This is a genomic window from Mycobacterium sp. GA-1199 (assembly GCF_001500045.1).
Taxonomy (GTDB): Bacteria; Actinomycetota; Actinomycetes; order Mycobacteriales; family Mycobacteriaceae; genus Mycobacterium.
This window is the reverse complement of sequence record NZ_LQIX01000011.1, coordinates 45,171-71,067: the sequence shown is the minus strand read 5'-3', so window position 1 is coordinate 71,067 and position 25,897 is coordinate 45,171. Positions and strand designations below refer to the sequence as shown.

Sequence of the window (25,897 nt, the reverse complement as noted above, 5' to 3'; positions counted from 1 at the left end):
GTGTCAGGAGTACAGGTCGAGGACCGTTTCGTTGGCGAGGTCGCCCCACAGCATCTGGCGGCCCGCGCGATTCATGTGGGCGGTCCAGAGTTCCCTGGCCCCTACCGCATCCCCGTGTTCGATCAGGCCGATGAACTTTTCGAAGGTACGCAGGGTCTGCTTGAACTGCTTTTCGATCACCTCGGGACCGGCCGCGGTGGTGACAGCGCGATCCATGTGCTTGGTGATGACATCGCGCAACACCGCCCCGACCAGGGCCATGGTGTTGTTTCCGGAGCGCTCGAGGATGACGTCGTGAAACCGGAAGACAACCGCCGACCACTCGCCGAAGTCGGCGTTCTCGGTGCCTTCGGCGATCAGAGCCGCCAAAGCCGAACAGGCAGACCGCAATTCGGCGATGTCGTCGGGTTTGGCCCGCTTGGCCAACATCTCGACGGCGGCCGGTTCGAAGACCTTACGCGCCTCGTACACATCGGCCAGCGTGGTTTTCGACATCTGCAGCAGCAGGCCGAAATCCCGGGCGGCCACCGCGGTTTCCGGCGAGGACACCAGCACTCCGCCGCGCGAACCGCGACGCACCACGATCAGCGACTCGCTCTCCAGGATCCGGAAAGCCTCGCGCAACGTGGGTCGCGACACCCCGAACTGCCGGACCAGTTCCACCTCGGTCGGCAATGCGTCACCCTTCTTGAGCACACCACGCACGATGCTGCTGCGCAGGTGGTCGGCGATCAGCTCGGCGGTTTTGGGAGCGCGAACGAGCTTGGACGAGCGGTCACCGCGGCCGTTCAGCTCCATCGCCCTCCTGCCCTACCCGCCGAAGACACCAACCAATCAGCTAATTCAGCTTACTCAATGACGCGCACCTAGGAGGAATTCAGTGACAGCGACGACCGTCTCCGCGCACAAGGGGTTGTTCATCGACGGCGCATGGACGCCGGGCGCCGGCAACGACACCGTCACGGTGGTGAACCCGGCGACCGAAGAACCCATCGCCGAGGTGCCCCAGGCAACCGTCGCCGACGTCGACGCCGCTGTCACCGCCGCCCGCTCCGCGTTCGACGACGGACCGTGGCCGACGATGCGCCCCGCCGAGCGTGGCCGCATCCTGGCCGCCATGGCCGACGAACTCACCCGCCGCCGAGACGAACTCATCGAACTGAACATCGCCGAGGCCGGCTCGACTCGCATGCTCTCCGAGATGCTTCAGGTCGGCACCCCGATCGATCACTTTCGCGACCTGACCGACAGGGTGCTGCCGCAGTTCGACTTCGAGCCGCCGGTGCGCCCGGTGACGGGCCGCGGCATCGGTCAGGGCATGATGCTGCGCGAACCCTACGGCGTCGCCGCCCTGATCACGCCGTTCAACTTCCCGTTCCTGTTGAACCTGGCCAAGATCGGACCCGCATTGGCCGCCGGGTGCACCTCGGTGCTCAAACCGTCGCCCTACACGCCGCTGGAGGCGCTGGTGCTCGGTGAGGTGGCCGAGGCCGCCGGTCTTCCGCCGGGCGTGCTCAACGTGGTCACCGGCGACATCGCCGAAGGCGAGGCGCTGACCACGCATCCCGGAGTGGACCTGGTCAGCTTCACCGGCTCGGACGCGGTGGGCCGCAGGGTCTATACGCAGGCGGCGGATTCGCTGAAGAAGGTCGTTCTCGAACTCGGCGGCAAGTCGGCGAACATCATCCTCGACGACGCCGACCTGGACAAGGTGATGGAGAGTGTGCTCGCGGGCATCGTCACGCACGCCGGCCAGGGCTGTGCGCTGCTGACCCGCATCCTGGTGCACCAGTCGCTGCACGACGAGCTGGTCGCCCGGATCACCGGTGTGCTCGGGTTCATCAGCGTGGGTGACCCGTCGGATCCGGCGACGATGATGGGGCCGCTGATCCGCGAGGTGCAACGCCAGCGGGTCGAGTCGCTGATCGCCACCGGAGTCGACGAGGGGGCGCAGATCGCCTTCGGCGGGAAGCGTCCCGCGCAGTTGGAACGCGGCTACTTCGTGGAGCCGACGCTGTTCGTCGGGGTCGACAACAAGATGCGCATCGCCCAGGACGAGTTCTTCGGCCCGGTCGGTGTGGTCATCCCGTTCGGCGACGACGACGAGGCGGTACGGCTGGCCAACGACAGCCGCTACGGTTTGGCGGGCGGCGTCTGGTCGGCCGACCCGCTGCGGGCGGTGGCGGTGGGACGCCGGTTGCGCGCGGGCACGGTCATCATCAATGGTGGCGGTGGCGGACTGAACCCGAGCGCGCCGTTCGGCGGGTACAAGCACAGCGGCATCGGTCGGGAATTCGGCGAGTACGGGTTGGCGGAGTACTTGCAGCACAAGGCACTTCAATGGCCGGTCGGCTGATGTGAGGTGAGGCCGTGAGGATTGGTCGACTGCTCGCGGTGGCTGCGGGCGCCGTCATGCTGTGTCCCGGCGCGGTGGTTGCGCATGCCCAACCACCGCCCACGCGGCCGCCGGGCTCCCCCGACTACATCGACCACACCGTCTGGGAATATCACGGCGACCGGGCGACTCTGCGGATCTATCCCACACCTTGGGGATGGGCGGGTTCGGGCCCGTTCAGCAACGGCGCGCAGAGTTACGACGCGTGGGCGGAGTTGCTCGAGCATGCGCCCGACGCCAACACGCTGTCGATGCAGAACCAGTTCCTGTGCTACTGGCAGCTGTCGACGTTCACCAATCCGGGCAAGGTCGGCACGTGGAACCTCGAACCGTGGCGACCGGTCGTGTCGAGCATCATCATGCAGAACTCCGGGTGTAACCCCGGCGGACCGGAGGACGTCCTCAACTGGTGATCGGTGCGAACATGGGAGCGATCAGATCCTGTACCCCGGCCCACGGGATCGTGATCGATCGCACCTCCCTGCCGAATTGGCCTTCGGGGAAGTACATCTGGATGCCGGCATCGGTCGGGATCCAGAATCGGAAGTTGCGCTCCACCGGCGCCCATCCGGCGTAGTACTCGCCCCATCCGCCCAGCGGCGGCTCCGGGTAGGTGGCGGGCAGGATCTTTTCGGTCAGCTCGCCCAGCCGGTTCAGTCCGGCCTGTTCGTCGACGAACAGGTTCTTCCACACGATCTGGATTCCGCTGCGTGAGTCGAATACTCGGGTCGCCACGGTGTCGACGGGCATGTTGGGCAGCTCGACGGCGTGGTATCGGCCCTGCCACAGTTCCGAGATGGTCATCGGCCGGAACTGCAACCTGCCCTGGGTGTTGAACGTCCACGGCGAACTCTTGCTGGCGCTGGCGGCGAAGAGCCACACCTGACCGTCGGCCTCGTCGTCGAGGATCCGGTTGATCGCATCGGTGACCGCGGGGTCGCCGCCCGCAAGCTTTTCGTAGTTCACCGTCCACTCACCCGGACCTTGCGGGCTGGTTCCCGCCCGGACGTCGGGTACGACGGTGTAGGTGACGCCGTTGGATGTGGTGTCAGCGTCGGCCGCCGGTGGCGTCCCGACGAGCGCTCCCACGAGCGCGACGCCGAGCAGCGCGCCCGACCACCGCGCCAGCAGCCGGCTCACGGGAGCACGACATCACTGGCCAGCCAGCGGCCGTCGACCTTTTCCATGGTGATGATGATGCGGTTGCGGTCAAGGCGCGGTTCGGGATTCAGTGCGTTGGTGACCGACTGGTCAAGGAAGAGCATCACCTCGACCTTGTCCTTGGTCGCCGACTTGATACCGGCCGCGATCACCTTGCCGTCGGCTCTGGCCTTGTTGTCGATGAGCGCTTGTTTGAGCTGACTGCTGGACTCGCTGTACATCTGCTTGAACTCACCGGTCGCACCGTCCAGAACCGCCGTGAAGTTCTCGTCGAGTTTGGCGGCGTCGACACTGGTCAGGACGACCGCATACTGCTGTGCCGCGGCGAGGGCCTGCTGGCCGGCGTCGCTCACCTCCCGCTCCCGCTTCAGGTCGATCGCCAGCACTGCGCTGATGGCCAGCGACCCGACCACGAGCAGGGCCCCCAGTCCCAGCGCGACGATCTTGCGGTTGGGCCGACGCAGCCACCGGCGCCGGGGGGGATCCGTCTCGGGCTCATCGGCTTTCGCACCGGGCTGCGTCTCGGGTTCGGCAGCGGTGCTCTCCTGGGCGGCCGCCTCGGTCGTGTCTTCGGCGTCGGTGTCGTCGCTGGCGTCCAGTGTCAGCACCTGTTCCCGGGTAGTCATCGTCTGCTCCTTTCAGGCTAGTTGAACGTCGGACCGGGTATCCCGCGTTGGCGCGCATCAGGGACCACTCGGTGGTGGCGGAAGCGGAAGGACGGGGCCGCCGAACGGCGTCGGGATCGTGAGCGGACCGGTGGGAACCGGATCGGCGCGTTGCAACGGATGCGCACCCGGCGGTGGGCCGGCGGTGTCGTCACCGGGCGGCCGCGGTGCGTTACGGGCTCCGCGCACAAGGTATTTGGGGTCGGGGTTCGGGCAGTAGGTGTACAGGAAGGGCTCCGGGAAGTCGGTCAGCGTCGGCGGTGCCTTCGGAAGGTTGTAGTCACACCCGTACCGCGAGTACAGGCTCACCGCTCCCCACACCCCGCCGTCGCGGAAGGTGCTGCCGATCGCTTCGAGCGCCGAACCGGTCCGGTACTGCGGGAAGAAGAACTCCTCCAGAGCCGGCACCCGCTGATACACCAGTTGCGACACGGTGGTCAGATTCCCCAGCAGTTGCACCATCGTCGGTGAGTTGTCGGCGATGACGGCATCGATGCCCGCGAACGCCTCGGGCGCACGGTCCAGCAGGGTCCGGTATCCGCCGTCCATGCGTTCCACGCCGCCGAGGATCGTCGACAGGTCCGCCGATGTCGCGGCCATGCCGGGGCCGACGTCACGCACCGTCGACAGCACCACCTTGCTGTTGCGGATCAGGCTGACCGTCTGGGGCAGAACCGAATCCAGCGTCGACACCAGGAACGCGCCACCGTCGAGAATGGCGGCGAGCTTGTCGGCCCCCTCCGGCCCGACCCGCAGCTCGTCGAGGACCGCCGACAACCGTGCGGTGTCGATCTGTTCCAGGGTGCCGTCGAGGTCCCCGAGCAGCTTGGCCAACGTCACCGGTGTCCGCGTTCGGTCGCTGGCGATTTCGGCACCGTCGGCCAGATACGGCCCGTCGTTGCGGTCGGCGCGAAAGTCCAGATACTGCTCACCGGCCGGGGACAGCGCGGAGACCCTGACCTCGGTGTTGGTGGGGATCCTCGTGCCCGGATGAAGCGCCGCCACCGCAACGGCGCCCGTGTCGGACAGCTCGATCGAGCGCACCCGGCCGACCGGGACGCCCCGCAGCGTCACGTCCTGGCCCGGCAGCAGACCGCCGGTCTGGTCGAGGTGAACGCGAACAATGGATTCGGTGCTCACCGGATCGAGCCGCAGTGTCCCGAATATCAGGTAGGTCACGCCGACGACGAACATCGTCGCCAGTGCGAGCGCCGACAGGCCCAGGCGGCGCAGCTTGGCCCATCGCAACGCATTCAGCACCAGTCTCACGGCGTGCCCTCCAGTGACGCCCCCGGCGGAGCCGTCGGCGGTGGCGGTGGCAGCCCCGGCGGCGGCGGGGCGGGTGTGAGGTTGCCCGGACTGGGTCCGATCAGGTTCGGCGGCGGCACCACTCCCGGCGGCGCTGTGGGTTTACCCCAGAACTTGTTGCGAATCATCAACAGCTCGTAGGAGATGCTGCCGACCATGTTGCGGAAGTCCTCGCGGCCAGGCCCACGGCTTCCCGGGTCCGCGGGGTGATAGGGGTCGGCGAACGCCCCGACGGCCAGGTCGGCGAGGTCGATCTCCACATTGGATGCAGTCGAGTTGGTCGTCTTGAGGATCGGACCGAACATCAGGTTGAAGTTGGCCAGGGACGCGCCGGGAGCCGTCGCCGCGTCGTTGAGCCCCTCGGAGAGCCGGTTGAGGTCGGCCATCATGCTGCGGGACTCCTCCCCGCGCACCGACGGAAACTTCGCCAGTTGCAACGTGATCCGATTGACCTGGGCGATCAGATCGACGATTCGGTCGGTGTTCTCCGCGACGGCGCCCAGCGCCGGCCCGGCCGCCTCGATGGCCGCGTCGATGGATTCCTGGCGGGTCGCCATCGTGGCCGAGAGATCGTCGGTCTGGGCGAGCGCCCGCTTGATGGAATCCGAACGCGCCGAGAGGCTCTGGATCAGCCGGGTGGACTCGGCGACGAACTTGTTCAGATCCTCACCCTTGCCGCCGACGGCGCGGCCCATCCCGTTGATCACCCGGGTCAGGTTGCGGATCGCGCCGCCATTGACCAGCAGCGCCGCGGTGCTCAGCACGTCCTCCACCGAGGCGGCCGATGCGGTGGAATCCAAGGGCAGCACGGCGCCCGGCTGTAACGGTGTGGTCGCCGCGGACGCGCCCGGAGGCGGGGTCAGCGCGACGAAAATGTCACCGAGCGGGGTGGCCGAACGCAGCTCGGCCTTTGTGCCGGAGGGGATCTCGACGTCGGAGGAAATCCGCATCGTGACCACCGCCGTGTAATCGCGCGCAGTCATCGACTGAACCTCACCGACATCGGCACCGGACAACCGGACCTTGGCCTTGGCGGGCAGGTTCAGCGCATTGGCGAACGTCGCGCTGATCTCGTACGAGTCCTGACCGACGGACGGCGCCGGCAGCGGAACCCGGTCCAGGCCCATGGAACAACCACCGACCACGCCCGCCAGGACAACTGAGGCGGTGAGTGCGCCCAGCGCGCGCAACGTTCGGTGCGCCGGTCTCGGCGAAGTAGACGTGGTCAGCTGCATTCTGGGCTGTCTCATCACGGAAGACCGGCCAATCCCTCGAGCATACTGGTGACTCCGAAATCGGGACCGAAGTCCTGAATGGTGCCCGTGGTGCAGCCCAACTGCTTCATGCCCAGCAGGTTGCACACCTCCTTGGTGAACTGACCGTTGAGTTCGACCTTGTCGAGCACCGGGTGGGCCCGGATGGCGTCCTTCTCGTGGTCGATCATGTTGTAGACGTTGTCGAGCAGCATCGGCGCCACGTCCAACGACTCCGCGAGCTCGCGCCGGTACTCGGCGATGGCCTTGGTCGTCGTCTCCATGCCGGCGGCTGTCGTCTTCAGGGCGTCCCGGTTGTCCTCGATCAGATCGGCTGTCTCGGTGAGGATCTGGTTGATCTGCGCGCCGGTCGATCCACTCCCGAGCTGTTGAGCCGCCAGCACATCGCTGAGTTGACGCATCGAAGAGCCGAAGTCGCGGATGGTCTGGTCGTTCTCGGCGGCCGCCGTGGTCAGGCTCTCCAGGTTGGTGACGATCTTGGAGATCGCGTCACCGGTCGGCGCCCCGCGCTCCTTGCTCATCTTCAGCGCCGTTGACAGCTCCCCCAGCGCCGACCGGATCTTGGTGCCGTTGCCCTCGGTCATCGCGGCGCTCACCGAGAGCAGGTCGGCGACCGGTCCGGAGCCGTGACCGTCGCCCTGCAGCTGCACCGCGAGCTTGTCGATCATCGCCAGCACACGGTCGAATTCGACCGGCGTACGGGTGCGATCCAGCCCGAGGGTCTGGCCGTCGGTGAGTGTCGGGCCCTCCTCGTAAACGGGCGTGAACTCGACGTGCCTGTCGGTGAGGATGGAGGTGGAGACGGTCACCGCCTGCGCGTCGGCCGGGATCTTGACGCCGGGCTCGATGCGCATCGTCACCTCGACGTAGGCGCCTTTCGCCTCGATCTTCACGACGGTGCCGACCGGCATACCGAGAATCGACACCGCGTTGCCCTCGTAAAGCCCACTCGCACTGTCGAACAGGCCGATGACCGTCATGTCCCGCTCACCGAACGGATTGCTCGAACACCCGCAGGCGCCGCACACCATCGCCACAATCGCGATCAGTTTCACCAGTGCCCGGGAGGTCATTTGCAGTCCCCGAAGTAGGGCGGCAGGTTGAACTGCTTGGCGCGCCCGCTGATCGCGCACACGAATGTGTCGATCATGGTGCCGCCGGTCGAGGTGAAGTCGAACTCGTTGCCGTTGCCGGTGGCGTTGGCGAAGTTGCGGACCGTGACGGGCATCAGCTGCAGGGTGCTGCGCAGCAGCGCCTCGTTGCGCCCCACCGCGCCGAGCATGCCCTCGAGGTTGTGCAACAGTTCGTCGATGCGCTGCCGGTCACCGATCAGCACCGGCCGCAGCTGGTTCACCAACTTTGTGGTGGCATCGATCAACCGGACCACGAGTTCCTTGCGCGCCGCCAGATCGCCGAGCACCTCGCGGCCCTGGGTCATCAGCAGACCCAGGCTGCGCTGCTGGTTGCCGAGCAACTCGGCCACCTGCTCGGTGCTGCGCAGCAGGTCGTAGATCTGGTCACGGCGCGACGCGATCACCGATGAGAGGTGCTCGATGTTGTGCAGGGCCTGCGGAAGCACCTCGGGCGCACCCTCCAACTGCGTCGACAGCGTCGTCATCGACTGCGCGATCTTCTCGGCGTCGACGGCCTCGAAGGTCGTGGTAGCGTCCTGCAGGGCGGACTGGAGGTCGTAGGGAACCTCGGTGTTGGCCATCGGAATGCGCCTGTCCGACAGTGGCTTCGAACCCGCCGGCTGCACGTCGACGTATCGCGCACCGAGCAGCGTGGTGAGCTTGATCGAGGCGCGGGTGGCCGAGCCGACCGGTATGTCGTCGTCGATCTCGAGGCCGACGGACACATGGTCACGCGAGAGCCGCATGCTCGTCACCCGACCGACGCGCACACCGGCCACGGTCACCTGGTCGCCCACACTCAAACCCGCCGCCTGGGCGAATTCGGCGGTGTAGACGTCCTTGCCCAACCCGAGCCTGCCGAGGCCGAGCGCCCCGCCCAGGGCCAGCGCGATGACCAGAACCGAGATCAGGCCGAGCTGCAACTTGCTGTAGGACCGAACGGACCGAAGCCACAACCGTTTTCCGGTCGGCTTCTCCTGGAGCTCCGTCATGGTGTCACCGACACTTCTGGCTGTAGGTCAAACGGTCTTCGGGCGTACCCTCCCGCACGATCGCGTTGATCAGGCTGTCGATGCGCGGGAACTGGCTGACTGTCAGGTTGCACGCGTACACGTCGAGGTACGCCCCACCCTGACTGAACCTGGCCAGACCCTTGAGCATCAAGGGCGTGTTGAAGGCCATATAGGCGAATCCCTGTTTGTCCTCCATGAAGTGTTTGGCGAAACCCGGCTCGCGGGCCAGCCATTCCCGCATGTCCGGTTGCACGTCGGTGATGACGTTGGCCAACCGTTCGCCCACGATCGACACCTGGTCCATCGAGTTGACGAATTCGGCACGGCGCGCGGCGAATCCGTTGAATGTCGTCTCCGCCGAATCGATGGTGTCGTTCAATGCGCCACCGTGGTCGGCCAGCGAGGCCACGACCTTGTTCAAATGGACCAGCACGCCGTCGAGGATCGCGTCGGTGCCCGAGTACGACTCCGCGAGACGGGTCGTCTCGGAGATCATGGTCGCGATCGCGCCGGTGTCGCCCTGCAGCGACCGGACGATGGCGGTCGTGAGATTGTCGACCTGGTCGGGGTTGAGCAGCGCGAACAGCGGCTCGAACCCGTTGAGCAGCCGCGAGATGTCGAACGAGGGCTCCGTGCGCTCGACGGGGATCACCGCACCGGCGGGCAGCACCCGCGGATCACCGTAGTCGGCCAACGACAGGCCGAGATAGCGCTGGCCGATGATGTTCTGGTAGACGATCGCGGCCTTGGTGTCTCCGTAGAGCACCTGCTCGGACTGCACCTGGAACTGCACCCGCGCATCGGTTCCGTCGAGCGCAATGTCGTCGACCCGGCCCACCTTGACCCCCGCCATCCGCACCTCGTCACCCACCTTGAGCCCGGACACGTCGGTGAAGATCGCGCTGTACGAATGGGTTTGGCCGTCCACCTCACGCTTCAACGTGACGAACACCGTCCAGATCAGGGCCAGGCAGACGACGAGGAAGATGCACAGCCCGGTCAGCGGGCGGATGTGCCTCCTCAACGGGGTCCTGACGGGTGGGCCGGTCGATGTCACGGGCCGTTGCTCCCTTCTGCAGCGGTGGGCCCGGGAAGCGCGGCCTCCGCGGCCAGAGGCGGTCCCGGTGGCGGTGCCGCAGCGTGCGCCGACGGATCCGGGACGATCTGCACGGTGTTGCCCCGAGCAACAGGGCCGAACAGCAACTCCGCGGCGGCATTCGGCTCCGGCCCGAGCAGTTCGCTCAGCTGCGCGCGCTCTTCGGGGCTGCCAACCGAACCCACATTGCCCCCGGGCGGTTGGTAGTTGCGCGGGTCGAGTTGCCGGGGCAGCACCGGCGGGTCGGCGGTCAGTGGAGCGGTGCGACAGCTCGGTCCCTCGAGTGCGCCGTAGCGGGGGCAGTCCTGACGGGTGTACATCCGGTTCGGCGTGAGAACCAGCATGAACTTTCCGACCGCCATGTTCTTGTCCTCATGCCACACGTGGTCGAAGAAGCGGTTGGTGACGTCGTTGATCCGAGTGACGATCGGTGCGAAGGCGCCCGCGCCGTCGGCCATTACGCCCATCACCGGGGACAGCTGGGTGGTGATCACGATCATCCGGTCGGTGTTGTTCTCGAAGGCGGTGCCCACTTCACCGAATGTCGTGTGTCCGGCCGACAAGAAGTGGGCAAGGTCCTGACGCTTCTCGGCGAAGGTGCGCATGGGCACTACCGCACTGTGCACGGCGTCCAGCAGGTCCGGTGAGCTCCTCTGAAGGCCCTGCAGCGCCTCGGACAACACCGAGAGCGTGGCTTCGGTGCCGTCGTCGGCCATCACGCGGTTGAGTTCGTCGACGATGCGGTTGGCCCCGCTGCCCGCCCGTTCGAGTTCGTCACCCCGACCGCTGGTGGCCTCGGCGACGGCGGCCAGCACGCCGACGGTGTCGCTGGACCCCGGCCGGCCCGCGGCGGCGAGCACCTCACGCAGCTTCGACAGCGCGGTCTGGAACTGGACGGTGGCCAGGCTGTCGTCCTGGTGGATCTGCGCTCCAGATCGCAATGCAGGACCGGATCCGTTGTCCACCAGCTGGATCGACGACACCGCGAACACGTTGCCGGGAACGACACGCGCGGTGACCGTGGCGGGAATCGCGTGCGCGAAGTGGGGGTCCAGGCTCAGGTCGACCTCGTTGTCGCCACCGTCGATGCTCGGTGTGACGCCTTCGACGGTGCCGACCAGGGCACCGCGGAACTTGACGTCGGAGCCCTTCGGCAGCCCGTCTCCGACGTTGGCCAGCAAGGCGACCACTTCGACGCGGTTCGAGAACATCCCTTCGGACTTGGCGATCGCCGCGGCCGCCAACAGGACCGTGCCGAGCAGCAGCGCGACCCCACGCAGCAGCAGCCGGGCGTCGGATACGGGTTTGGCCGCCGATTCGAAGCTCTGCGCCATCGTCAGCCACCGAGCCTTGCGCCGGAGCCGATTCCCCACAACCCGATGGTGAGAAGGAGATTGGCGATGATCATGACCGAGATGCTCGCCCGCATCGCGCGGCCGGCGGCGATGCCGACCCCTTGTGGCCCACCGGCGGCGAAATAGCCGTAGTAGCACTGGATTGTGGATGTGATGATCACGAAGACGATCGCCTTGATGACCGAGTACACGATGTCCTGGCCGGTGAGTACCAGCCGGAAGTAGTGCTCGAAGGACCCCGCCGACAATCCGCCCGCGAAAGTGACGATGCTCTGCACCGCCGCGTAGTTCACGACCAGGCACAGGATGTAGAGCGGGATGATCGCCACCACCGAAGCAAGAAGCCGGGTGCTGACCAGGTACGGCAGCGGACGGATCGCCAGCGACTCGATGGCGTCGATCTCCTCGGAGATCCGCATCGAGCCCAACTGCGCGGTGAACCGGCAGCCGGCCTGCGCGGCGAACGCCAACGCGGCCATCACCGGCGCGAGCTCCCGGGTGGACACCGTCGAAGACAGCAGTCCCGCAGCGGGTTCCATGCCCAGCAGGTGCAGAGCCTGGTACCCCTCGATACCCACGATCGCGCCCGCCGTTGCCCCGAGAAGGATGATCACCCATGCGGTGCCGCCGCCGACGACGATCGATCCGTTTCCCCACGTGACGTCGGACAGAATGGTCAGGAACGCCTTGCGGTATCGGGTGACCGCCAGCGGGAAACCGGCGACCGCGCGGCTGAAGAAGGTCAACATGTGGCCCAGTCGGACACCGAGGCCGGCCACCGACGTCGACGCGGTGAGGATCGGGCGGACACCCTTGGGGTAGTAGGGCGCCGCCATCAGAGCGCTGCCTTGGGGAAGAGCAGCACGTACATCTGGGTGAACACCACGTTGGTGATCATCAGCAGGAGGATAGACGCCACCACGGTCGCGTTGACCGAGTTCGCCACGCCCGCCGGCCCACCCTTGGTGGTAAGTCCCTTGTCGCACGCGACGATTGCCACGATGGCGGCGAACACGACCGCCTTGATCAGGGTGAGGATGAGGTCGCCGACCGTCGCGAACGAGGCGAAGGTCATCACGAAGCTACCCGGAGCACCGTTCTGGGCGAAGGTGTTGAACAGATAGCCGGCCAGGAACCCGATGAAACACACCAGTCCGGTCAGTGCGACACCGACGACGATGGCCGCCGCCAGCCGGGGGACGACGAGCCTGCGTACCGCCGAGATACCGAGCACCTCAAGGGCGTCCACCTCTTCCCGGATGGTGCGCGACCCGAGGTCCGCGCAGATCGCCGAGCCCACCGCGGACGCCATCAGCAGGGCGGCCACCAGCGGCGCGCCCTGACGGATCACCGCGAGCCCGCTGGCGGCACCGGCCAGCGAGGTGGCGCCGACCTGGCCGGCCAACAGGGCGAACTGGATTTGCAGCGTCACCCCGATCGGGATCGCCACGCACATGGTGGGCAACATCGCCGTCGACGCCATGAACGCGGCCTGCTCGACGAACTCCCAGAACGGGAACCGCCACCTGACGATGTCGACGATCAGGTACCGGATTGCCTGCAGGCCAAGGATGCACTGACTACCAACGGTATTCAGCGCCGCGACGGGGTGGCGCTGGACGTAGCCGCGCCCCCAGTCGCCCACCTCGCCCAGCGGGCTCGGGTACACCTGTCGCGGTGCGGTCATCCCGCACTCACCGGCCGTCAGCCACGTGGAAGCCCAAGCGCACGCTCTGCAATGACGTTACGCAAAACCTCGTTGGTCCCTCCGGCGATGGTGAAAGCCCGTCCGTAAAGAAACGCATCCTGCCACCAACCACCGTCGTGCACATGTGAATCCGCCTCGATGCGAACGCCGTCGTGGCCTTGAAGCTGCAGACCGTATTCGTGCAGCGCAAGATTGATCTGACTGAACAGGATCTTCGACACCGGCGCGTCAGCGAGGTCGGCGCCGCCGTGCAGCGCCCTGCTCTCGTTGTATGCCGCGACCAACGAGTTGACGTGGACGTCGGCGACGAAGCCTCCGATCGCCTGACGCACGTCCCGGCGGTCGAGCGCCGAGCCGGTTGTGGCACCGTCCTCGGAGCCGGAGCCGTCGGGCAGCGCGCCCGCCAACCGCACGAGCCGCTGCAGCGCACCGAACAGCGAAGCACCGCTGCCCGCACCCGCACGCTCGTGCACCAAGCTGGCCGTGGTCACGGCCCAGCCCTGATCGACTTCGCCGATCACGTGCTCGGCCGGAACGCGCACCCCGTCCAGGAAGACCTCGTTGAAGTCCGCCGTCCCGGTGATCTCGCGCAGCGGCCGCACCGTGACCCCCGGCAGCGACATGTCCAGAGCGAAGGCCGTGATGCCCGCGTGTTTGGGGACCTCGGGATTGGTGCGGGCCAGCAAATAGCCCCAGTCGGCGTGCTGGCCATTGGTGGTCCACACCTTCTGGCCGTCGATGACGAACACGTCGCCGTCGCGACGTGCGCGGGTGCGCAGGCCCGCGAGGTCGCTGCCGGCATCCGGCTCGCTGAACAGCTGGCACCAGATGTGCTCCCCGGACCGGATGCGGGGCAGGAAGTAGTCCTTTTGCTCGGCGGACCCTGAAGCGATGATCGCCGCGGCAGCCAACATCCCGCCACCCACCGGGCCAGGCGCGTTCACACGGATCAGCTCGTCGATCACGACCGACTCGTGCAGCGGATGCGCGTCGGGCAGTCCACCGTATTCGACCGGCCAATTCACGCCGAGCATTTGCTCGGAGAACAGCCGCGCGGTCCATTCCCGGAGTTTCGGGATGTCGTGCGCTTCCGGAGCCCGAACGCCGGTTCGACCATGTCGAGGCGGTTGACAGCTGGCGGCCAAGGCACGCACCCGCTCGCGCAACAAGTCGAGGTGCGTGTCCTGTTCGAGGTGCAATTCAACCCCTCTCCATCGAATGGCCGAACCAGCAATCGAGCTTAATCAGTATCCTGTATCTTGTGAAGGCTTTTCCGGATCCGGTCCTTCCGTCACCGATCAGAGCCAAGGAGACACCGTGGATTTCGACCTCACCGACGAGCAACGGGGGCTGATCGAGGTCACCCGGGAGTTGTTGGAGCGGCAGTCCTCGGTGGAGGCAGCCCGGGCGTTGATCGATGGGCCGGCGGGTTACGACCAGCAGTTGTGGCATAAGGGAGCCGAGCTGGGCTGGCCCGCCTTGGCCATTCCCGAGGCCGACGGGGGGCTGGGTCAGCAGGTCATCGAATGGGCTTTGGTCGCAGTTGAAATGGGTCGCGGACTGGCGAGTACGCCCTTCCTGCCGACCGCCGTGGTCGCAGACGCGGTCACCCGTTCGACCGTGGCGGGTCGAGCGGAGCTGCTGTCCGCGCTGGCCTCCGGTGCGCAGACGGCGACCTGGGCGTTCGCCGAGGTTGGACGGCCCTGGTCGGTGGCGGGAATCCAGACCACCGCCACACGGGACGGTTCCGGGTATGTGCTCAACGGCGCGAAGGCATCGGTGCAGGACGCCGATTCGGCGGCGACGTTTCTGGTCGACTCGGTCCTCGACGGACGCCCGGCGCGCTTTCTGGTACCCGCCGAGACAACCGGTGTGAAGATCGAGCGCCAGCACACGCTCGACGTGACCCGCCGGTTCTGTGACGTCGTGCTTGACGGGGTGACGCTGGAGGGCACGGCCGTGCTTGCCGAGGGTGCGGCCGCCGAGGAGTCCATCGCCCGCTCCGGCCAGCTTGCAGCGGTGCTGACCTGCGCCGAACTGGTCGGAATCGGCGAGCGGCTGCTCGAGGTCACGGTGGCCTATGTCAAGGAAAGGGTTCAGTTCGGCCGGGCGGTCGGCAGCTTCCAGGCCGTCAAACACAAGTGCGCGGACATGCGAATCTGGAGTCAATCCTGTGCCGCCGCAACGTACTTCGCCGCCATGGCCCTCGACAGTGAACACCACGACAGCGCCCACGCCGCCAGCGTGGCCAAGGCGTACGTCTCCGATGCGGTCAACAGGCTCGCCGGCGAGGCGTTACAACTGCACGGCGGTATCGGTTTCACCTGGGAGCACGACCTACACCTGTACCTGCGCCGGGCCCGGGTGGGCGCCGCACTCTACGGCGACGCCGACCATCACCGCGAGCAGCTGTTCCGGGCGCAGGTCCGCGCCTCCGCCTGACGGCTTCCTCAGTTCTCCCAACTCAGCTGCAGCGAGTCCAGCCCGAACACCTGCCCCGGGTGCGCCAATGTCGTGGGCAGCGGGATCGATGTTCGCGAAGCCTGTCAACGTCACATCGTCAACCTCTCGTCAGGCGTACCTTGTCTCCTTGTCTACCAGGCGATTTCGCCACATGCGATGACGCTAGGACGGGACTGCGGTCAGACGGCGCACCCGCTAGTCGGAAACGTCCTCCGCCGGCCGTCGTCGTTCGCAGTTCCCTGGCTTCTCCCGGAGGGAACAGTCGTGCGGCGGCGAGGCGCCTTCAGAGATTCAGCAGACAAGGTCACGACGGGGACCGCCGAACTCACGTGACGGACGTACCCACTAGCAGTCCGACGACATAGGTCGCGGCGATCGCCAGGGTCCCGAATGCCAGCTGACGTAGGGAGGCGAACCATATCGGTCGCCCGGTGAAACGCGCGGCCACACCCCCCGCGACGAGCAGGCCCACGCCACCACACGCCAGCCCTGCCCACAGCGAGTGGAAGCCGAGCAGGTACGGGATCAGCGGGATGATCGCGCCGAGCGTGAACATCAGGAACGACGACCCACCCGCGACCCACGGCGAAGGCTTCTCCCTGGGGTCGACGCCGAGCTCTTGGACGAGGTGGAAGTTCAGGGCTCGGTTCTCATCGCGATGGACCTCGTCGGTGGCCTTGAGCGCGGTATCGCGGGTCATGCCCATGTCCATCAGCATCGCCACCAGTTCCGCCCTCTCGGCCTGCGGGTGCTTGCGAAAGGCTCGTCGCTCGACCAGTACCTCGGATTCGATCTGTTCGTTGGCGGTGGTCACCGAGGTGTACTCCCCCAGCGCCATCGAGAACGCGCCTGCCAACAGCCCCGCGACGCCGCTGATGACGACGGTGTTGGGGTCGGCCGCTGCGGCGACCCCCGCGATGAGGGCGGTATTGCTGACCAGACCGTCCATGGCGCCGAAGGTCGCAGCGCGCAACCAGCCGCCGGTCACATCGGCGTGGCGATGTGTCGAGGTGTGCGGCACTCCGGTCGGGGCGGACATGAGGATGATTCAACGCCACGGATTTCGCCTGGTCCAGTGAGGATTGCCTGGGTTTACCACATCACAGTTTGCGGGAGCGCGCGGACGGCTACGGTCGAGTCATGACCACCACTGCGGAACATCTGCGCAACGCGCTCGACGGCCGTTGGCGCGATGTGAAGAACCGGATGCGCGAGGAGCTCTCCAACGAGATCTTCCGACCGCACTACACCCCCAACACCGTCATCGCCCGTACGAAGGTGGCGGAACAGCTCAAGATCATGGCGGCCATGGGGGCCGCCGAGGACGGCTTCAAGAAGGAGCACGGCGGCAACGGCGACGTCGGTGCGGCCGTCACCCAGATCGAGATGCTGGCGATGAGCGATTTGTCGCTGATGGTGAAAGCCGGTGTGCAGTGGGGGCTGTTCGGCGGGGCCATCGAGAACCTCGGCACCGAGCGACACCATGAGAAGTACGTCAAGCCGATCATCGACTGTGAGCTCCTGGGCTGCTACGCGATGACCGAGACCGGTCACGGCAGCAATGTGCAGGCGTTGGAGACCACCGCCACCTACGATCCGGCCACCGAGGAGTTCGTCGTCGACTCCCCGACACCGACCGCGCGCAAGGACTACATCGGCGGGGCCGCCGAGACCGCCCGCATCGCCGCCGTTTTCGCCCAGCTGATCACTCCCGACGGGCAGGGCCACGGTGTGCACTGCGTGCTGGTGCCGATTCGCGACGACGACGGCAACGACCTGCCCGGGGTGACGACGTCGGACTGCCACTACAAGGGTGGTCTGCCCGGCGTCGACAACGGCCGGATCCAGTTCGACAAGGTCCGCGTCCCGCGGGAGAACCTGCTCAACAGATACGGCGACGTCGCGCCCGACGGCACCTACAGCTCACCGATCGAGAGCCCCGGCCGCCGATTCTTCACCATGCTCGGCACCCTGGTTCGGGGCCGGGTCACGGTGGGCGGCAGCGCGGCGGCCGCGGCCCGCGTCGCACTCGACATCGCCACGCGATACGGCTTGCAGCGCAGGCAGTTCGAGGCACCGGGCGAGGACCACGAGGTGGTCATCATGGACTACCTGGTGCATCAGCGCCGGCTGCTGCCGCTGATCGCCGAATCGTATGCGCTGCAGTTCGCGCAGAACGAACTCGTCGCCAAATGCCATGACCTGCAGAGCGCCGAGGATCCCGACCCGGAGGAGCAGCGTGAGCTCGAGGGCCGCGCGGCCGGGCTGAAGGCCGCCAACACGTGGCACGCCACCCGCGCGATCCAGGAGGCTCGCGAGGCCTGCGGCGGCGCGGGCTACATGGCCGAGAACCGCCTGATCGCGTTGAAAGCCGACACCGACGTGTTCACCACCTTCGAGGGCGACAACCACGTCCTGACGCAATTGGTGGCCAAGCAACTGCTCACCGCGTACGCCGACGACGTCAAGAGCATGAGCCCGGTCGAATGGGTGCGGTTCGCCGCGAACTTCGCCGGTGAACGGGTGCTCAAACGCACTGCGGCCGAGACGATCATGCAGACGATCCTCGACACCCGGCAGGACAACGAGGAGGAAGGCAGCCTGTTCAACCGCGGCACCCAGGTCAAGATGTTCGAGGACCGCGAGGAATACATGCTCTCCACGGTGGCGCGCCGGCTACAGGGCAAGTCGAAGGAGATGAGCGAGTTCGACGCGTTCAACGCGGTGCAGGACCACGTGCTGCACTGCGCCCAGGCCCACATCGACCGGGTGATCCTGGAAGCCTTCGTCGCCGGCATCGATGCGTGCGAGGACGAAGAGGCGCGCAAAATCCTGAACATGGTGTGCGATCTGTACGCGCTGTCGGTGATCGAAAAGGACCGAGCGTGGTTCATCGAGCACAGGTTCATCTCGACCGAACGCGCGAAGGCCGTCACCCGTGGCATCAACGAACGCTGCCGGACGCTGCGCCCGAACGCCGAGCTTCTCGTCGACGGCTTCGGCATCCCCGAACAGTTGCGTTACGCGGAGATGCTGCATCCCGAGCGCATCCCCGACGCCGACGAGCACACCGAGCAGAACGCGATCAGCTCGGGAACGATCGAACCGAAGTAATTCTTGGGATCGGTAGCCGCTCAGTAGGCCTGTACTTGATCGCACCTCACGACAAAGGAAGCGATCATGAAACAAATTTCGCGATTCGCCGCAGCAGCGACGGTATCCGGCGGTCTCGCGCTGGCCGGATTGGGATTGGCGAGCGGCGCCGGTGCCGACTACTACTGGTTCAGCTGGTGCCCCGGCCAGACGCCGCCCTCGGCAGCGTCGGACCGCAACCTGGACTGGGATTGGAACGTCTGCCACCGGTACCGGTATCAGGGCAACGACCTCATCGACGAGAGCGGTCGCCTCTATCCCGCGCCGCCGCCGGCGCCCGGCGCCATCTGCGGTAGAGACCTGTTCACCGGGACGCCCATCTACTGCGGCGCCTGACGCCGCGGCGGGACGGCCCGCCGCCACGTGACGACGAGCCATCCTGCAAGGGGCGTTCAGCCCGCGGCCAGCTCCTTCTTCCCGTACACGCGCTCCATCAGAGCGGTGTCGCCGTGGATCCTCACCGCGGTTGTCTTCCCGCCACGAACCGTGAATACGTCTGCGTCCCGGCCGATTTGGCCGTCGACGCTGATCTCCGTGAGTGCGACGACGGTGTCCCCCTCGGCGATCATCTGGTCGACCCTGATGGTGATCGGCCGCTGCGCAAGTCGGCCGAGGTACTCCATCAATTCCGTCTTGCCGTGGTAAGTGCCGCTGACAACGCTCTCGCCGGGCTGAACCCATTCGATGTCGTCGTCGAACAGACTCATCAGCGACTCCATGTCTCCGGTTGCGAAAGCCTCGTACCCGCGTCGGATGAGTTCCTTGTTTTCCTGCTCGGACATTTCGATCCCCTTTGTGCGCATCCGATACTTCGGCCGCGAGAGCGTGGCCGGTCTAGGGAGCCGCATGTGTGCAGCTCCCGGATCAGTCAGACCGTTCGCCGCCGCAACAGATTGTCCGCCTGGTCGGATCCGTTGGAGCTGGTTCCACAACGTCGGTTCGCCGTTGTTGCATGTGGCAACTTCCGATTGCTGTCACCAGGGAGAACGATCGCGGGAAGCGAGATTTTGGTTCAGCTCCGCGTCCATAGGCAGTCGCCGCTCAATTCGATGAGAAACATCCTCGGCGGTACGTCGAACTGCAGCGGCTGGCCAGGATTCCCTTCGACGGTCGACGGTGTGCTGAGCTCACCGGGGCTGACGACCACCTGCTGTTGGGCGCGGCACGTCGTGCTCGAGTCCCGCGGTGTCCCAACCCATTTGCCCGCTGCCACGTCCGGATTACGCATGCCCTGTCCGTGCAGTCTCAACCCAGACGCCTGGCTCAACCAGCGGTCGGCGGGCGGCTGCGGACCGGTCACATCCTGCCACGCGCCGCCTCGGCACACCGAAACGGTATCCGCGCCCGGCGACTGCGTCCTGGCGCCCTCGAGGTCGGCGGTGCACTGACCGGTTGGCGGCGGCGGTCCAGGATCCGCGCACGCGACCGGTGCGCTGATCAACGCGATCAGCATGGCGGCGAGCACGACTCTCAACACATCACACCTTGCTCAGGTCCGTCTTCATCATCACCACGTTGTAGGAGTCCCACACCGAGAGGTTCCAGTACAGATCCGTACCGGTGCCCTGAGTCGACGGCGACCACGGATGCATCATCGGGGCGTAGATCCCGCCCGGTTGTTGCTTCATCAACACCTTCGGTTTCGACCAGGTGCCCTGTGGGGTGTCGGATGTCCGCAGCACGATGTTGTTGAACTGGTCGCCGTGCAGCACGACGTACTTGTTCAGCTGTTTGTTGTACTGCACGGACATTTCGCTGACCTGGTTGCCTTCAGCGGCGGCACCGCAAGCACCCTGCTCGACCCCAAACACGACCGTGGCCGCGGATGGGTTGTTCTTCACCCAACCGGCCGGAGCCCCACCCCAGGCGCTGCTGCCGTTCCAGTACTCGTACTTACTCAAATCCAAGATGTCCTGCTCGGGTACCCGCGCCAGGTATGCCGCGCCCTGACGGCCGTTGGGGGTGCCGTACACGTAGACATATCCGTCGCCGGGCCGCACGAACGCCATCTGCTGGAAGTTCTGGTTGCCGCTCCACGGTTGGTTGTAGCGAACGGTTTCCGGTGCGACATGGAAGGTTTCACCGTTATCGTCGGACCAGGCGATCGCCGAGTAGTTCGTCGTCCAGCTACCCGGTGCGCCCCACTGGGTCACCGACATGAAACTCACGTATTGGATGGTGCCGTACCTGGAGCCTTCCACGGGCACCGAGATCCCCGCTGTCGGAATCAGCGTGATTCCGGCGGGCAAGCCCTCGGGGAAGATGACCTGCCTGGCGCGGGTCGGGTAGCCGTCGGGGCCCAACGGCGCGCCGCCGAACATGTTGCCGTTGTACCACTCGCCGTCGGGGATCTCCATGCCGTTGGCGAGGTACCAGTCCTCGCTTCGCATGATGATGTTGGACCGCCAGTCTTGCGACATATTGCCGTCGAAGAATGTGTCCCCGAAGGCGATCAGGATCTGCCTGCGTTCGATCTCCGGAGTGTTCGGATCGTCCTCCAGAATGCCGTTGTCCCACATGATCCCGAGGTCAGTGCCGCCGACGGAGAAGCGGTCGACGGTGTTGGCCAGCAGCGGATTACCGGGGTAGGCGTGGGGGCCGGTCACCCAGGAGACGAACTGCGTCGACGGGCTCACCTGCGGGTTGGGGAACGGCGAGTACAGCGGAGTGAAGGGTTCGGCGGCCGTCAGCGCCATCCTGGCCATCGGGTCCGTCAGCATCATCGTCGGGGTGGTCACCATCGGCGTGGTGGTGGGCCGCCCCGCCAGCGCCGCGAAGAAGTTCTCGAACTCCCGACGCGCGAACGCCAGCAAGCCCCAGATCAGCGGCGGCTGCGCGGGTGACGACGGCACCGTTCCCGCCAGCGGGTTCAGTATCCAGTTGATCGTGTTGGTGACCAGATTCGTGACCGCGGTGAACAGGTTGGCAGGAGCCGCCGGCGTCACGGTCGTCGGCTGGTAGGCGAGCATCAACGGCGACGCGTTGTTCATCGCCGTCGTCGCCAATGACCGTGCGTCGGCGAACACCACGTACTTGGCCGGTTCCTGGAGCGTCGAGGCGGGGTCGGAAAGCGACTGCGTTGCAGCCGTGTCGGTCGTGGTGCCCGCTTCTTGCGTGGAGGCGTCAGCGGTTGCGTCGGGTTTCGATTGCGATGACGGGCCCGCTTCACCGGTATCGAAATTCTTGGCGGACTCGGTGCTCGCCTTCCGCTCGGCGGAGGGTGTCGGTGACGGCACGGCCGTCGGCGTCGCTGTCGGTGTTGCCGTCGGCGTAGCGGTGGGCTCCACGGTCGGCGTCGCAGTGGGCTCGGGGCTCGGTGTCGCGGTGGGCTCGGCTGTCGGTGTCGACGTGGACTTCGGTGATTCCGCTGTCGGAGTGGAGCCCTCCTCGTCACCGGTTTCGTCTTCGGCGGCGGTACCGCGCGACGACCCCGTATTGGTTTGGGCGCTGACCGTCACACCGCCGGTCACGGTGCGGGTCCGGGTCCTCGAGTCGGACGGCTCTTTGTCGTCGTCCTCGTCGTCATCGTCCTTGTCGTTCCCCGCCGAGGTCGAGGTGGACGTCGAGGCCGACCCCGTCGTGGACGTCGTGGCACCGCTACCCGACGTCACGGACCCTGTCGCGGCCCCCGGCCCGCCGGTCGCGGACTCCGAATTAGCGGACTTGTCCCATTGCGAGTCGGTGGTGTCTGCCACTGCGAAGCCGTGTCCCACGGCAACCGCGGTACCCACCCCCAACGCGATGGCCAGCCCCCCGACACGACCGACATACCTTGCTGCGCCCATGCTTGCCCTCCGAAAAAGATCCCCCGCCCGTCGAAGCAATGTAATAGCAGTTATGGGGGGTGTCAGCAAAACCGGCAGATGTCCCACTCGCAACAACTGTCAGGGCAGTCATCGCCGTGCTGGGGTTTTGCGTTACTGGTTCACAGAGGAGCTATCACCTAAGAGGAAAGCAGGCCTGCCTTGCGTAGTGCCTTCTCATACAGATCGAAGGCATCGCCGAGGCCGTCGTTGACCCATGCGTCGACCATTCCGACGCTGTCGGCCACCAGTTGGACCTGCGTCACGAATTGCTGGAAGTCCCCGTCCCGACGCAGCGCGTCTATCTGCTCCTGCGATCCTTGGATCAAGACGAACCCGCCGAGTTCCATGTTCTGAGGGCGCAGTACGGCGACGTCGTAGCGCTCGATCGCCCCATCGCGCAGAAGCTGGGCACCGTAGCCCTCGAGGGACTCCCGGAAGAATTCGAGTGCTTGCACTTCACGTCCGCGGGTAGGGATGCCCCACGCGATCCAGATGCCTGCATCAGCCATCCGCCCATCATGCGCTGTGCGTGCTGAGATGGGTTGGCCCGACACGGTGGAGAACCCGAAAGTGGTAATGCTGCTCCCCCGGCTGGACTCGAACCAGCAACCCTTCGGTTAACAGCCGAATGCTCTGCCAATTGAGCTACAGGGGACTGCTCTCCCGCCGGCACGCTGTGTGCGGGACGGGGGTTGACTCTAGCGTACGTGTCGGCGGCGCCGCCAATACGCCGCCACCGCTCGCGCTCTCAGGTACGTCAGGCAGGATGGAACGCAACACACCGTTTTTGGAAGGGACCTTGTGATCGGGTATTTCGTCGTATTGGGTGTCGGCTATGTACTCGGCTCGAAGGCCGGCCGCCGCCGATATGAGCAGATCGCCGGCACCTACAAGGCGGTCACCGAGAGCCCTGCGGCGAAAGCCGTGCTCGACGCCGGACGACGCAAGATCGCCGACCGGGTGTCACCGGACCCACCGATGATCACGTTGACCGAGATCGACAACGGAACCGAGATCATCGGGCCCGAGACCGCGCAGGTGAGAAAGGTCCGCTAGCGGTACGGGTCGGTGATCGTCTGGCCCGGGACCAACGGGCCCGTGTTGATGCCGGTCTGCCCCTGATTGAGGCCGATATCGGGCGTGCCGACGTTGATGCCGTTGCCATTGGAGACGCCGAGGCAGCGGCCGTCCTCCTTGTTCCCGAACCACGCCAGGCACTGGCTGAGCGGCGGGGCTGCATCGGATTCGGACAGCACGGAGGCGGCGAGCGGCGCCGCGACGGCGGCCACCGCGAACGCACCTGCGGCGACGAAGCGTCGCGTCCGGTTGTTGGTCGATGTCACGTCCACGCCTTCCTGACCGCTGACCGTTCCCACGGTTGTATAGCGCGCCCACCATATCGCGTTACCGAGGGCTACGCAGAGATGTCGTCTCCGCTGGCCTGCTCGAGCAGGCTGCGCCGATACGCCTCCATCGCGACCAGGTCCCCGAACAATGCGTGGTACTCGTCGCCCTGCTCGACCGGTGACATGCGCTGAAGTTTGGACTTGACCTCGGCGATCTGTCGCCCCACCCAGACTTCCTGCAACCGGGCCAACACCCCGCCGATGTAGCGCGGCAAGCGCTCGTCGTCGTCGACGTTGATGGCTTCCACCCCGAGCTCGTTGACCAGGCTCGCGGCGGCGGGCGTCTCGGTGTGCGTGCGAACCGTCTCGATCCACTCCGCGCCGGACTGGCCGGTGGACGTGCCACCGGCGGCGTCGACGGCCGCGCGCACCGCGGCGTAACCCGGATGCGTGAAGCTCTCGACCGTCAGGGAGTCGAACACCGGCCCCGCGAGCGCGGGATACTGCAAGGCGGCCTTGAGCGCCTCGCGTTGCGGCCACAGCGTCGGATCCGCAGGGTCGGGCCGCGAACCCGGGTCAGGAGTGCGTGACCTGCGTGGCTGCGCCTGCTCGCTTGCGGTGCGCCTGCGACCGGCGCGTTCGGGCATCCCCCGCTTCTGGGCTTCCTCGCGCACCCGCGTGAGCACCTGCCCCTCGTCGGCCCAACCGACCCATCCCGACAGGCGGCGCGCGTACTCGTCGCGCAGCATCGGCTCCTTGATGCGAGCCACCATCGGCACGCACCTGCGCAACGCGGCGACCCGACCCTCGGCGCTGTCGAGGTCGTGTTCGGCCAGCGCGGTGCGAATCGCGAACTCGAACAACGGTGTTCGACGTGCCACCAGGTCGCGCAGCGCACCGTCGCCGAAATGAAGCCGGATGTCACACGGATCCATCCCGGCCAATTTGTCTTCTGAGGCCACCGCGACGAACGACTGGCCCGCCAGGTTCTGTTCACCCTCGAACGCCTTGATCGCCGCGGCACGGCCCGCCGCGTCGCCGTCGAAGACGTAGATCAGCTCGCCGCGAAAGAAGTTGTCGTCCATCATGAGTCGACGCAACATCGACAAGTGCTCGTCGCCGAATGCGGTCCCGCAGGACGCGACCGCGGTTGTCACGCCGGCCAGGTGCATCGCCATCACGTCGGTGTAGCCCTCGACCACAACGGCCTGATGCCCCTTGGCGATGTCGCGTTTGGCCAGGTCCAACCCGAACAGCACCGACGATTTCTTGTAGAGAACGGTTTCGGGCGTGTTGACGTACTTGGCTTCCATCGGGTCGTCGTCGAAGATCCGGCGCGCGCCGAAACCGATCACCTCGCCGCCGCTTGCCCTGATAGGCCACAGCAGCCGGCGGTGGAAGCGGTCCATCGGGCCGCGTTTGCCTTCCCGGGACAGGCCTGCCGACTCGAGTTCCTTGAACTCAAAACCCTTGCGCAGCAGATGCTTTGTCAACGTGTCCCAGCCCGACGGCGCGAAGCCGCAGCCGAACCGGTTGGCCGCATGGCCGTCGAAGTTGCGCTCGATCAAGTACTGCCGCGCCGGTGCGGCCTCCTCGGACTCCAGCGCCGCCGCGTAAAACTCCTGTGCTGCCGCGTTGGCCGCCAGCAACCTGCTGCGGCTGCCACGGTCGCGCTGCACATTGGTGGTCGAGGTGCCGGTGTAGGTGATCGTGTAGCCGACACGGTCGGCGAGCAGTTCGACCGACTCGACGAAGCTGACGTGCTCGATCTTCTGGACGAAGGCGTAGACGTCGCCACCCTCGCCGCAGCCGAAGCAGTGGAAGTGGCCGTGATTGGGCCGCACGTGGAACGACGGCGACTTCTCGTCATGGAACGGGCACAGCCCCTTCAGCGAGTCCGCGCCCGCGCGCCGCAACTGCACGTAGTCGCCGACGACGTCCTCGATGCGGACTTGGTCGCGAATGGCCGCGATATCGCGATCAGGAATGCGGCCGGCCACCGGGCCAGTCTAGAGCGCCCC

Annotated in this window: 25 protein-coding genes and 1 tRNA gene; 6 read left to right on the top strand and 20 right to left on the bottom strand. The window is 66.3% G+C overall.

Annotated elements, in window-relative coordinates; translation table 11 throughout:
• Positions 1 to 3: 3 nt before the first annotated feature.
• Positions 4 to 798 (bottom strand): FadR/GntR family transcriptional regulator, encoded by a 795-nt coding sequence (locus AU198_RS08815; protein WP_064347660.1) that lies wholly within the window; start codon positions 796 to 798, stop codon positions 4 to 6.
• Between the two features lie 82 nt (positions 799 to 880).
• On the opposite strand from AU198_RS08815, the gene AU198_RS08810 reads away from it, so the two are divergent.
• Complete coding sequence (locus tag AU198_RS08810) at positions 881 to 2,356, top strand: aldehyde dehydrogenase family protein (RefSeq protein WP_064347657.1); 1,476 nt, start codon at positions 881 to 883, stop codon at positions 2,354 to 2,356.
• Between the two features lie 14 nt (positions 2,357 to 2,370).
• A complete protein-coding gene (locus tag AU198_RS08805; RefSeq protein WP_231744611.1) occupies positions 2,371 to 2,808 on the top strand; it encodes a DUF2599 domain-containing protein in 438 nt (145 codons plus the stop codon).
• Here AU198_RS08805 and AU198_RS08800 read toward each other — a convergent pair.
• Genes AU198_RS08800 through AU198_RS08750 form a run of 11 tightly spaced genes read right to left on the bottom strand, consistent with a single transcriptional unit; the run spans position 2,798 to position 14,307 of the window.
• Positions 2,798 to 3,535, bottom strand: coding sequence for a DUF3298 domain-containing protein (locus AU198_RS08800; RefSeq protein ID WP_231744610.1), 738 nt, complete (start codon positions 3,533 to 3,535; stop codon positions 2,798 to 2,800). The two genes, AU198_RS08805 and AU198_RS08800, sit on opposite strands and share 11 nt — an antisense overlap.
• Entirely contained in the window at positions 3,532 to 4,182 is a 651-nt protein-coding gene (locus AU198_RS08795; RefSeq protein ID WP_064347656.1) for an Rv1363c family protein, read from the bottom strand. Before AU198_RS08795 ends, AU198_RS08800 begins: the two co-directional genes overlap by 4 nt.
• Before the next feature lie 57 nt (positions 4,183 to 4,239).
• The gene (locus tag AU198_RS08790; protein ID WP_064347654.1) at positions 4,240 to 5,490 is read right to left on the bottom strand and encodes an MlaD family protein; all 1,251 of its coding nucleotides are present in this window, start codon (positions 5,488 to 5,490) and stop codon (positions 4,240 to 4,242) included.
• Positions 5,487 to 6,779 carry an MCE family protein gene (locus AU198_RS08785; protein WP_064347653.1) on the bottom strand — a complete coding sequence of 431 codons (1,293 nt, stop codon included), beginning with the start codon at positions 6,777 to 6,779 and terminating at the stop codon, positions 5,487 to 5,489. Before AU198_RS08785 ends, AU198_RS08790 begins: the two co-directional genes overlap by 4 nt.
• Positions 6,779 to 7,876, bottom strand: coding sequence for an MCE family protein (locus tag AU198_RS08780; protein WP_064347651.1), 1,098 nt, complete (start codon positions 7,874 to 7,876; stop codon positions 6,779 to 6,781). Before AU198_RS08780 ends, AU198_RS08785 begins: the two co-directional genes overlap by 1 nt.
• Complete coding sequence (locus tag AU198_RS08775) at positions 7,873 to 8,928, bottom strand: MCE family protein (RefSeq protein WP_064347650.1); 1,056 nt, start codon at positions 8,926 to 8,928, stop codon at positions 7,873 to 7,875. The genes AU198_RS08780 and AU198_RS08775 overlap by 4 nt, the downstream gene beginning before the upstream one ends.
• Before the next feature lie 4 nt (positions 8,929 to 8,932).
• The gene (locus AU198_RS08770; RefSeq protein ID WP_082690933.1) at positions 8,933 to 10,006 is read right to left on the bottom strand and encodes an MlaD family protein; all 1,074 of its coding nucleotides are present in this window, start codon (positions 10,004 to 10,006) and stop codon (positions 8,933 to 8,935) included.
• Positions 10,003 to 11,418, bottom strand: a complete 1,416-nt coding sequence (locus AU198_RS08765; protein ID WP_353612083.1) for an MlaD family protein — start codon at positions 11,416 to 11,418, stop codon at positions 10,003 to 10,005. The genes AU198_RS08770 and AU198_RS08765 overlap by 4 nt, the downstream gene beginning before the upstream one ends.
• A complete protein-coding gene (locus tag AU198_RS08760; RefSeq protein ID WP_064347644.1) occupies positions 11,382 to 12,236 on the bottom strand; it encodes an ABC transporter permease in 855 nt (284 codons plus the stop codon). The genes AU198_RS08765 and AU198_RS08760 overlap by 37 nt, the downstream gene beginning before the upstream one ends.
• A complete protein-coding gene (locus AU198_RS08755) occupies positions 12,236 to 13,087 on the bottom strand; it encodes an MlaE family ABC transporter permease (protein ID WP_064347642.1) in 852 nt (283 codons plus the stop codon). Before AU198_RS08755 ends, AU198_RS08760 begins: the two co-directional genes overlap by 1 nt.
• Positions 13,088 to 13,104: 17 nt before the next feature.
• Positions 13,105 to 14,307: an acyl-CoA dehydrogenase family protein gene (locus AU198_RS08750; RefSeq protein ID WP_064347641.1), complete on the bottom strand. Its 1,203-nt coding sequence runs from the start codon at positions 14,305 to 14,307 to the stop codon at positions 13,105 to 13,107.
• Between the two features lie 118 nt (positions 14,308 to 14,425).
• Between AU198_RS08750 and AU198_RS08745 the strand changes: the two genes are divergently transcribed.
• Positions 14,426 to 15,550: an acyl-CoA dehydrogenase family protein gene (locus AU198_RS08745; RefSeq protein WP_064347639.1), complete on the top strand. Its 1,125-nt coding sequence runs from the start codon at positions 14,426 to 14,428 to the stop codon at positions 15,548 to 15,550.
• Between the two features lie 346 nt (positions 15,551 to 15,896).
• Here the strand turns inward: AU198_RS08745 and AU198_RS08740 are convergent, their stop codons facing one another.
• Entirely contained in the window at positions 15,897 to 16,610 is a 714-nt protein-coding gene (locus AU198_RS08740; protein WP_064347637.1) for a VIT1/CCC1 transporter family protein, read from the bottom strand.
• A gap of 101 nt (positions 16,611 to 16,711) precedes the next feature.
• On the opposite strand from AU198_RS08740, the gene AU198_RS08735 reads away from it, so the two are divergent.
• On the top strand, positions 16,712 to 18,685 hold the full coding sequence (locus AU198_RS08735; protein WP_064347634.1) for an acyl-CoA dehydrogenase family protein: 1,974 nt from the start codon (positions 16,712 to 16,714) through the stop codon (positions 18,683 to 18,685).
• 66 nt (positions 18,686 to 18,751) lie between these two features.
• Positions 18,752 to 19,060, top strand: a complete 309-nt coding sequence (locus AU198_RS08730) for a hypothetical protein (RefSeq protein WP_064347632.1) — start codon at positions 18,752 to 18,754, stop codon at positions 19,058 to 19,060.
• A gap of 56 nt (positions 19,061 to 19,116) precedes the next feature.
• On the opposite strand, the gene AU198_RS08725 is transcribed toward AU198_RS08730, so the two are convergent.
• The 5 genes from AU198_RS08725 to AU198_RS08705 all read right to left on the bottom strand — a co-directional run bounded on the left by AU198_RS08725 (position 19,117) and on the right by AU198_RS08705 (position 23,185).
• Positions 19,117 to 19,506 carry a nuclear transport factor 2 family protein gene (locus tag AU198_RS08725; RefSeq protein WP_064347630.1) on the bottom strand — a complete coding sequence of 130 codons (390 nt, stop codon included), beginning with the start codon at positions 19,504 to 19,506 and terminating at the stop codon, positions 19,117 to 19,119.
• Between the two features lie 230 nt (positions 19,507 to 19,736).
• Positions 19,737 to 20,198, bottom strand: a complete 462-nt coding sequence (locus tag AU198_RS08720) for a hypothetical protein (RefSeq protein ID WP_064347718.1) — start codon at positions 20,196 to 20,198, stop codon at positions 19,737 to 19,739.
• A gap of 4 nt (positions 20,199 to 20,202) precedes the next feature.
• Complete coding sequence (locus AU198_RS08715; protein WP_064347628.1) at positions 20,203 to 22,509, bottom strand: DUF4185 domain-containing protein; 2,307 nt, start codon at positions 22,507 to 22,509, stop codon at positions 20,203 to 20,205.
• 158 nt (positions 22,510 to 22,667) lie between these two features.
• Positions 22,668 to 23,039, bottom strand: coding sequence for a hypothetical protein (locus AU198_RS08710; protein WP_064347716.1), 372 nt, complete (start codon positions 23,037 to 23,039; stop codon positions 22,668 to 22,670).
• A 73-nt stretch (positions 23,040 to 23,112) separates the two neighbouring features.
• Positions 23,113 to 23,185 (bottom strand) — tRNA-Asn (locus AU198_RS08705).
• Between the two features lie 146 nt (positions 23,186 to 23,331).
• Between AU198_RS08705 and AU198_RS08700 the strand changes: the two genes are divergently transcribed.
• The gene (locus AU198_RS08700) at positions 23,332 to 23,586 is read left to right on the top strand and encodes a hypothetical protein (protein WP_064347626.1); all 255 of its coding nucleotides are present in this window, start codon (positions 23,332 to 23,334) and stop codon (positions 23,584 to 23,586) included.
• Here AU198_RS08700 and AU198_RS08695 read toward each other — a convergent pair.
• Entirely contained in the window at positions 23,583 to 23,873 is a 291-nt protein-coding gene (locus AU198_RS08695; RefSeq protein ID WP_502689275.1) for a DUF7155 family protein, read from the bottom strand. The two genes, AU198_RS08700 and AU198_RS08695, sit on opposite strands and share 4 nt — an antisense overlap.
• 71 nt (positions 23,874 to 23,944) lie before the next feature.
• On the bottom strand, positions 23,945 to 25,876 hold the full coding sequence (gene dnaG, locus AU198_RS08690; protein WP_064347624.1) for a DNA primase: 1,932 nt from the start codon (positions 25,874 to 25,876) through the stop codon (positions 23,945 to 23,947).
• Positions 25,877 to 25,897 lie beyond the last annotated feature (21 nt).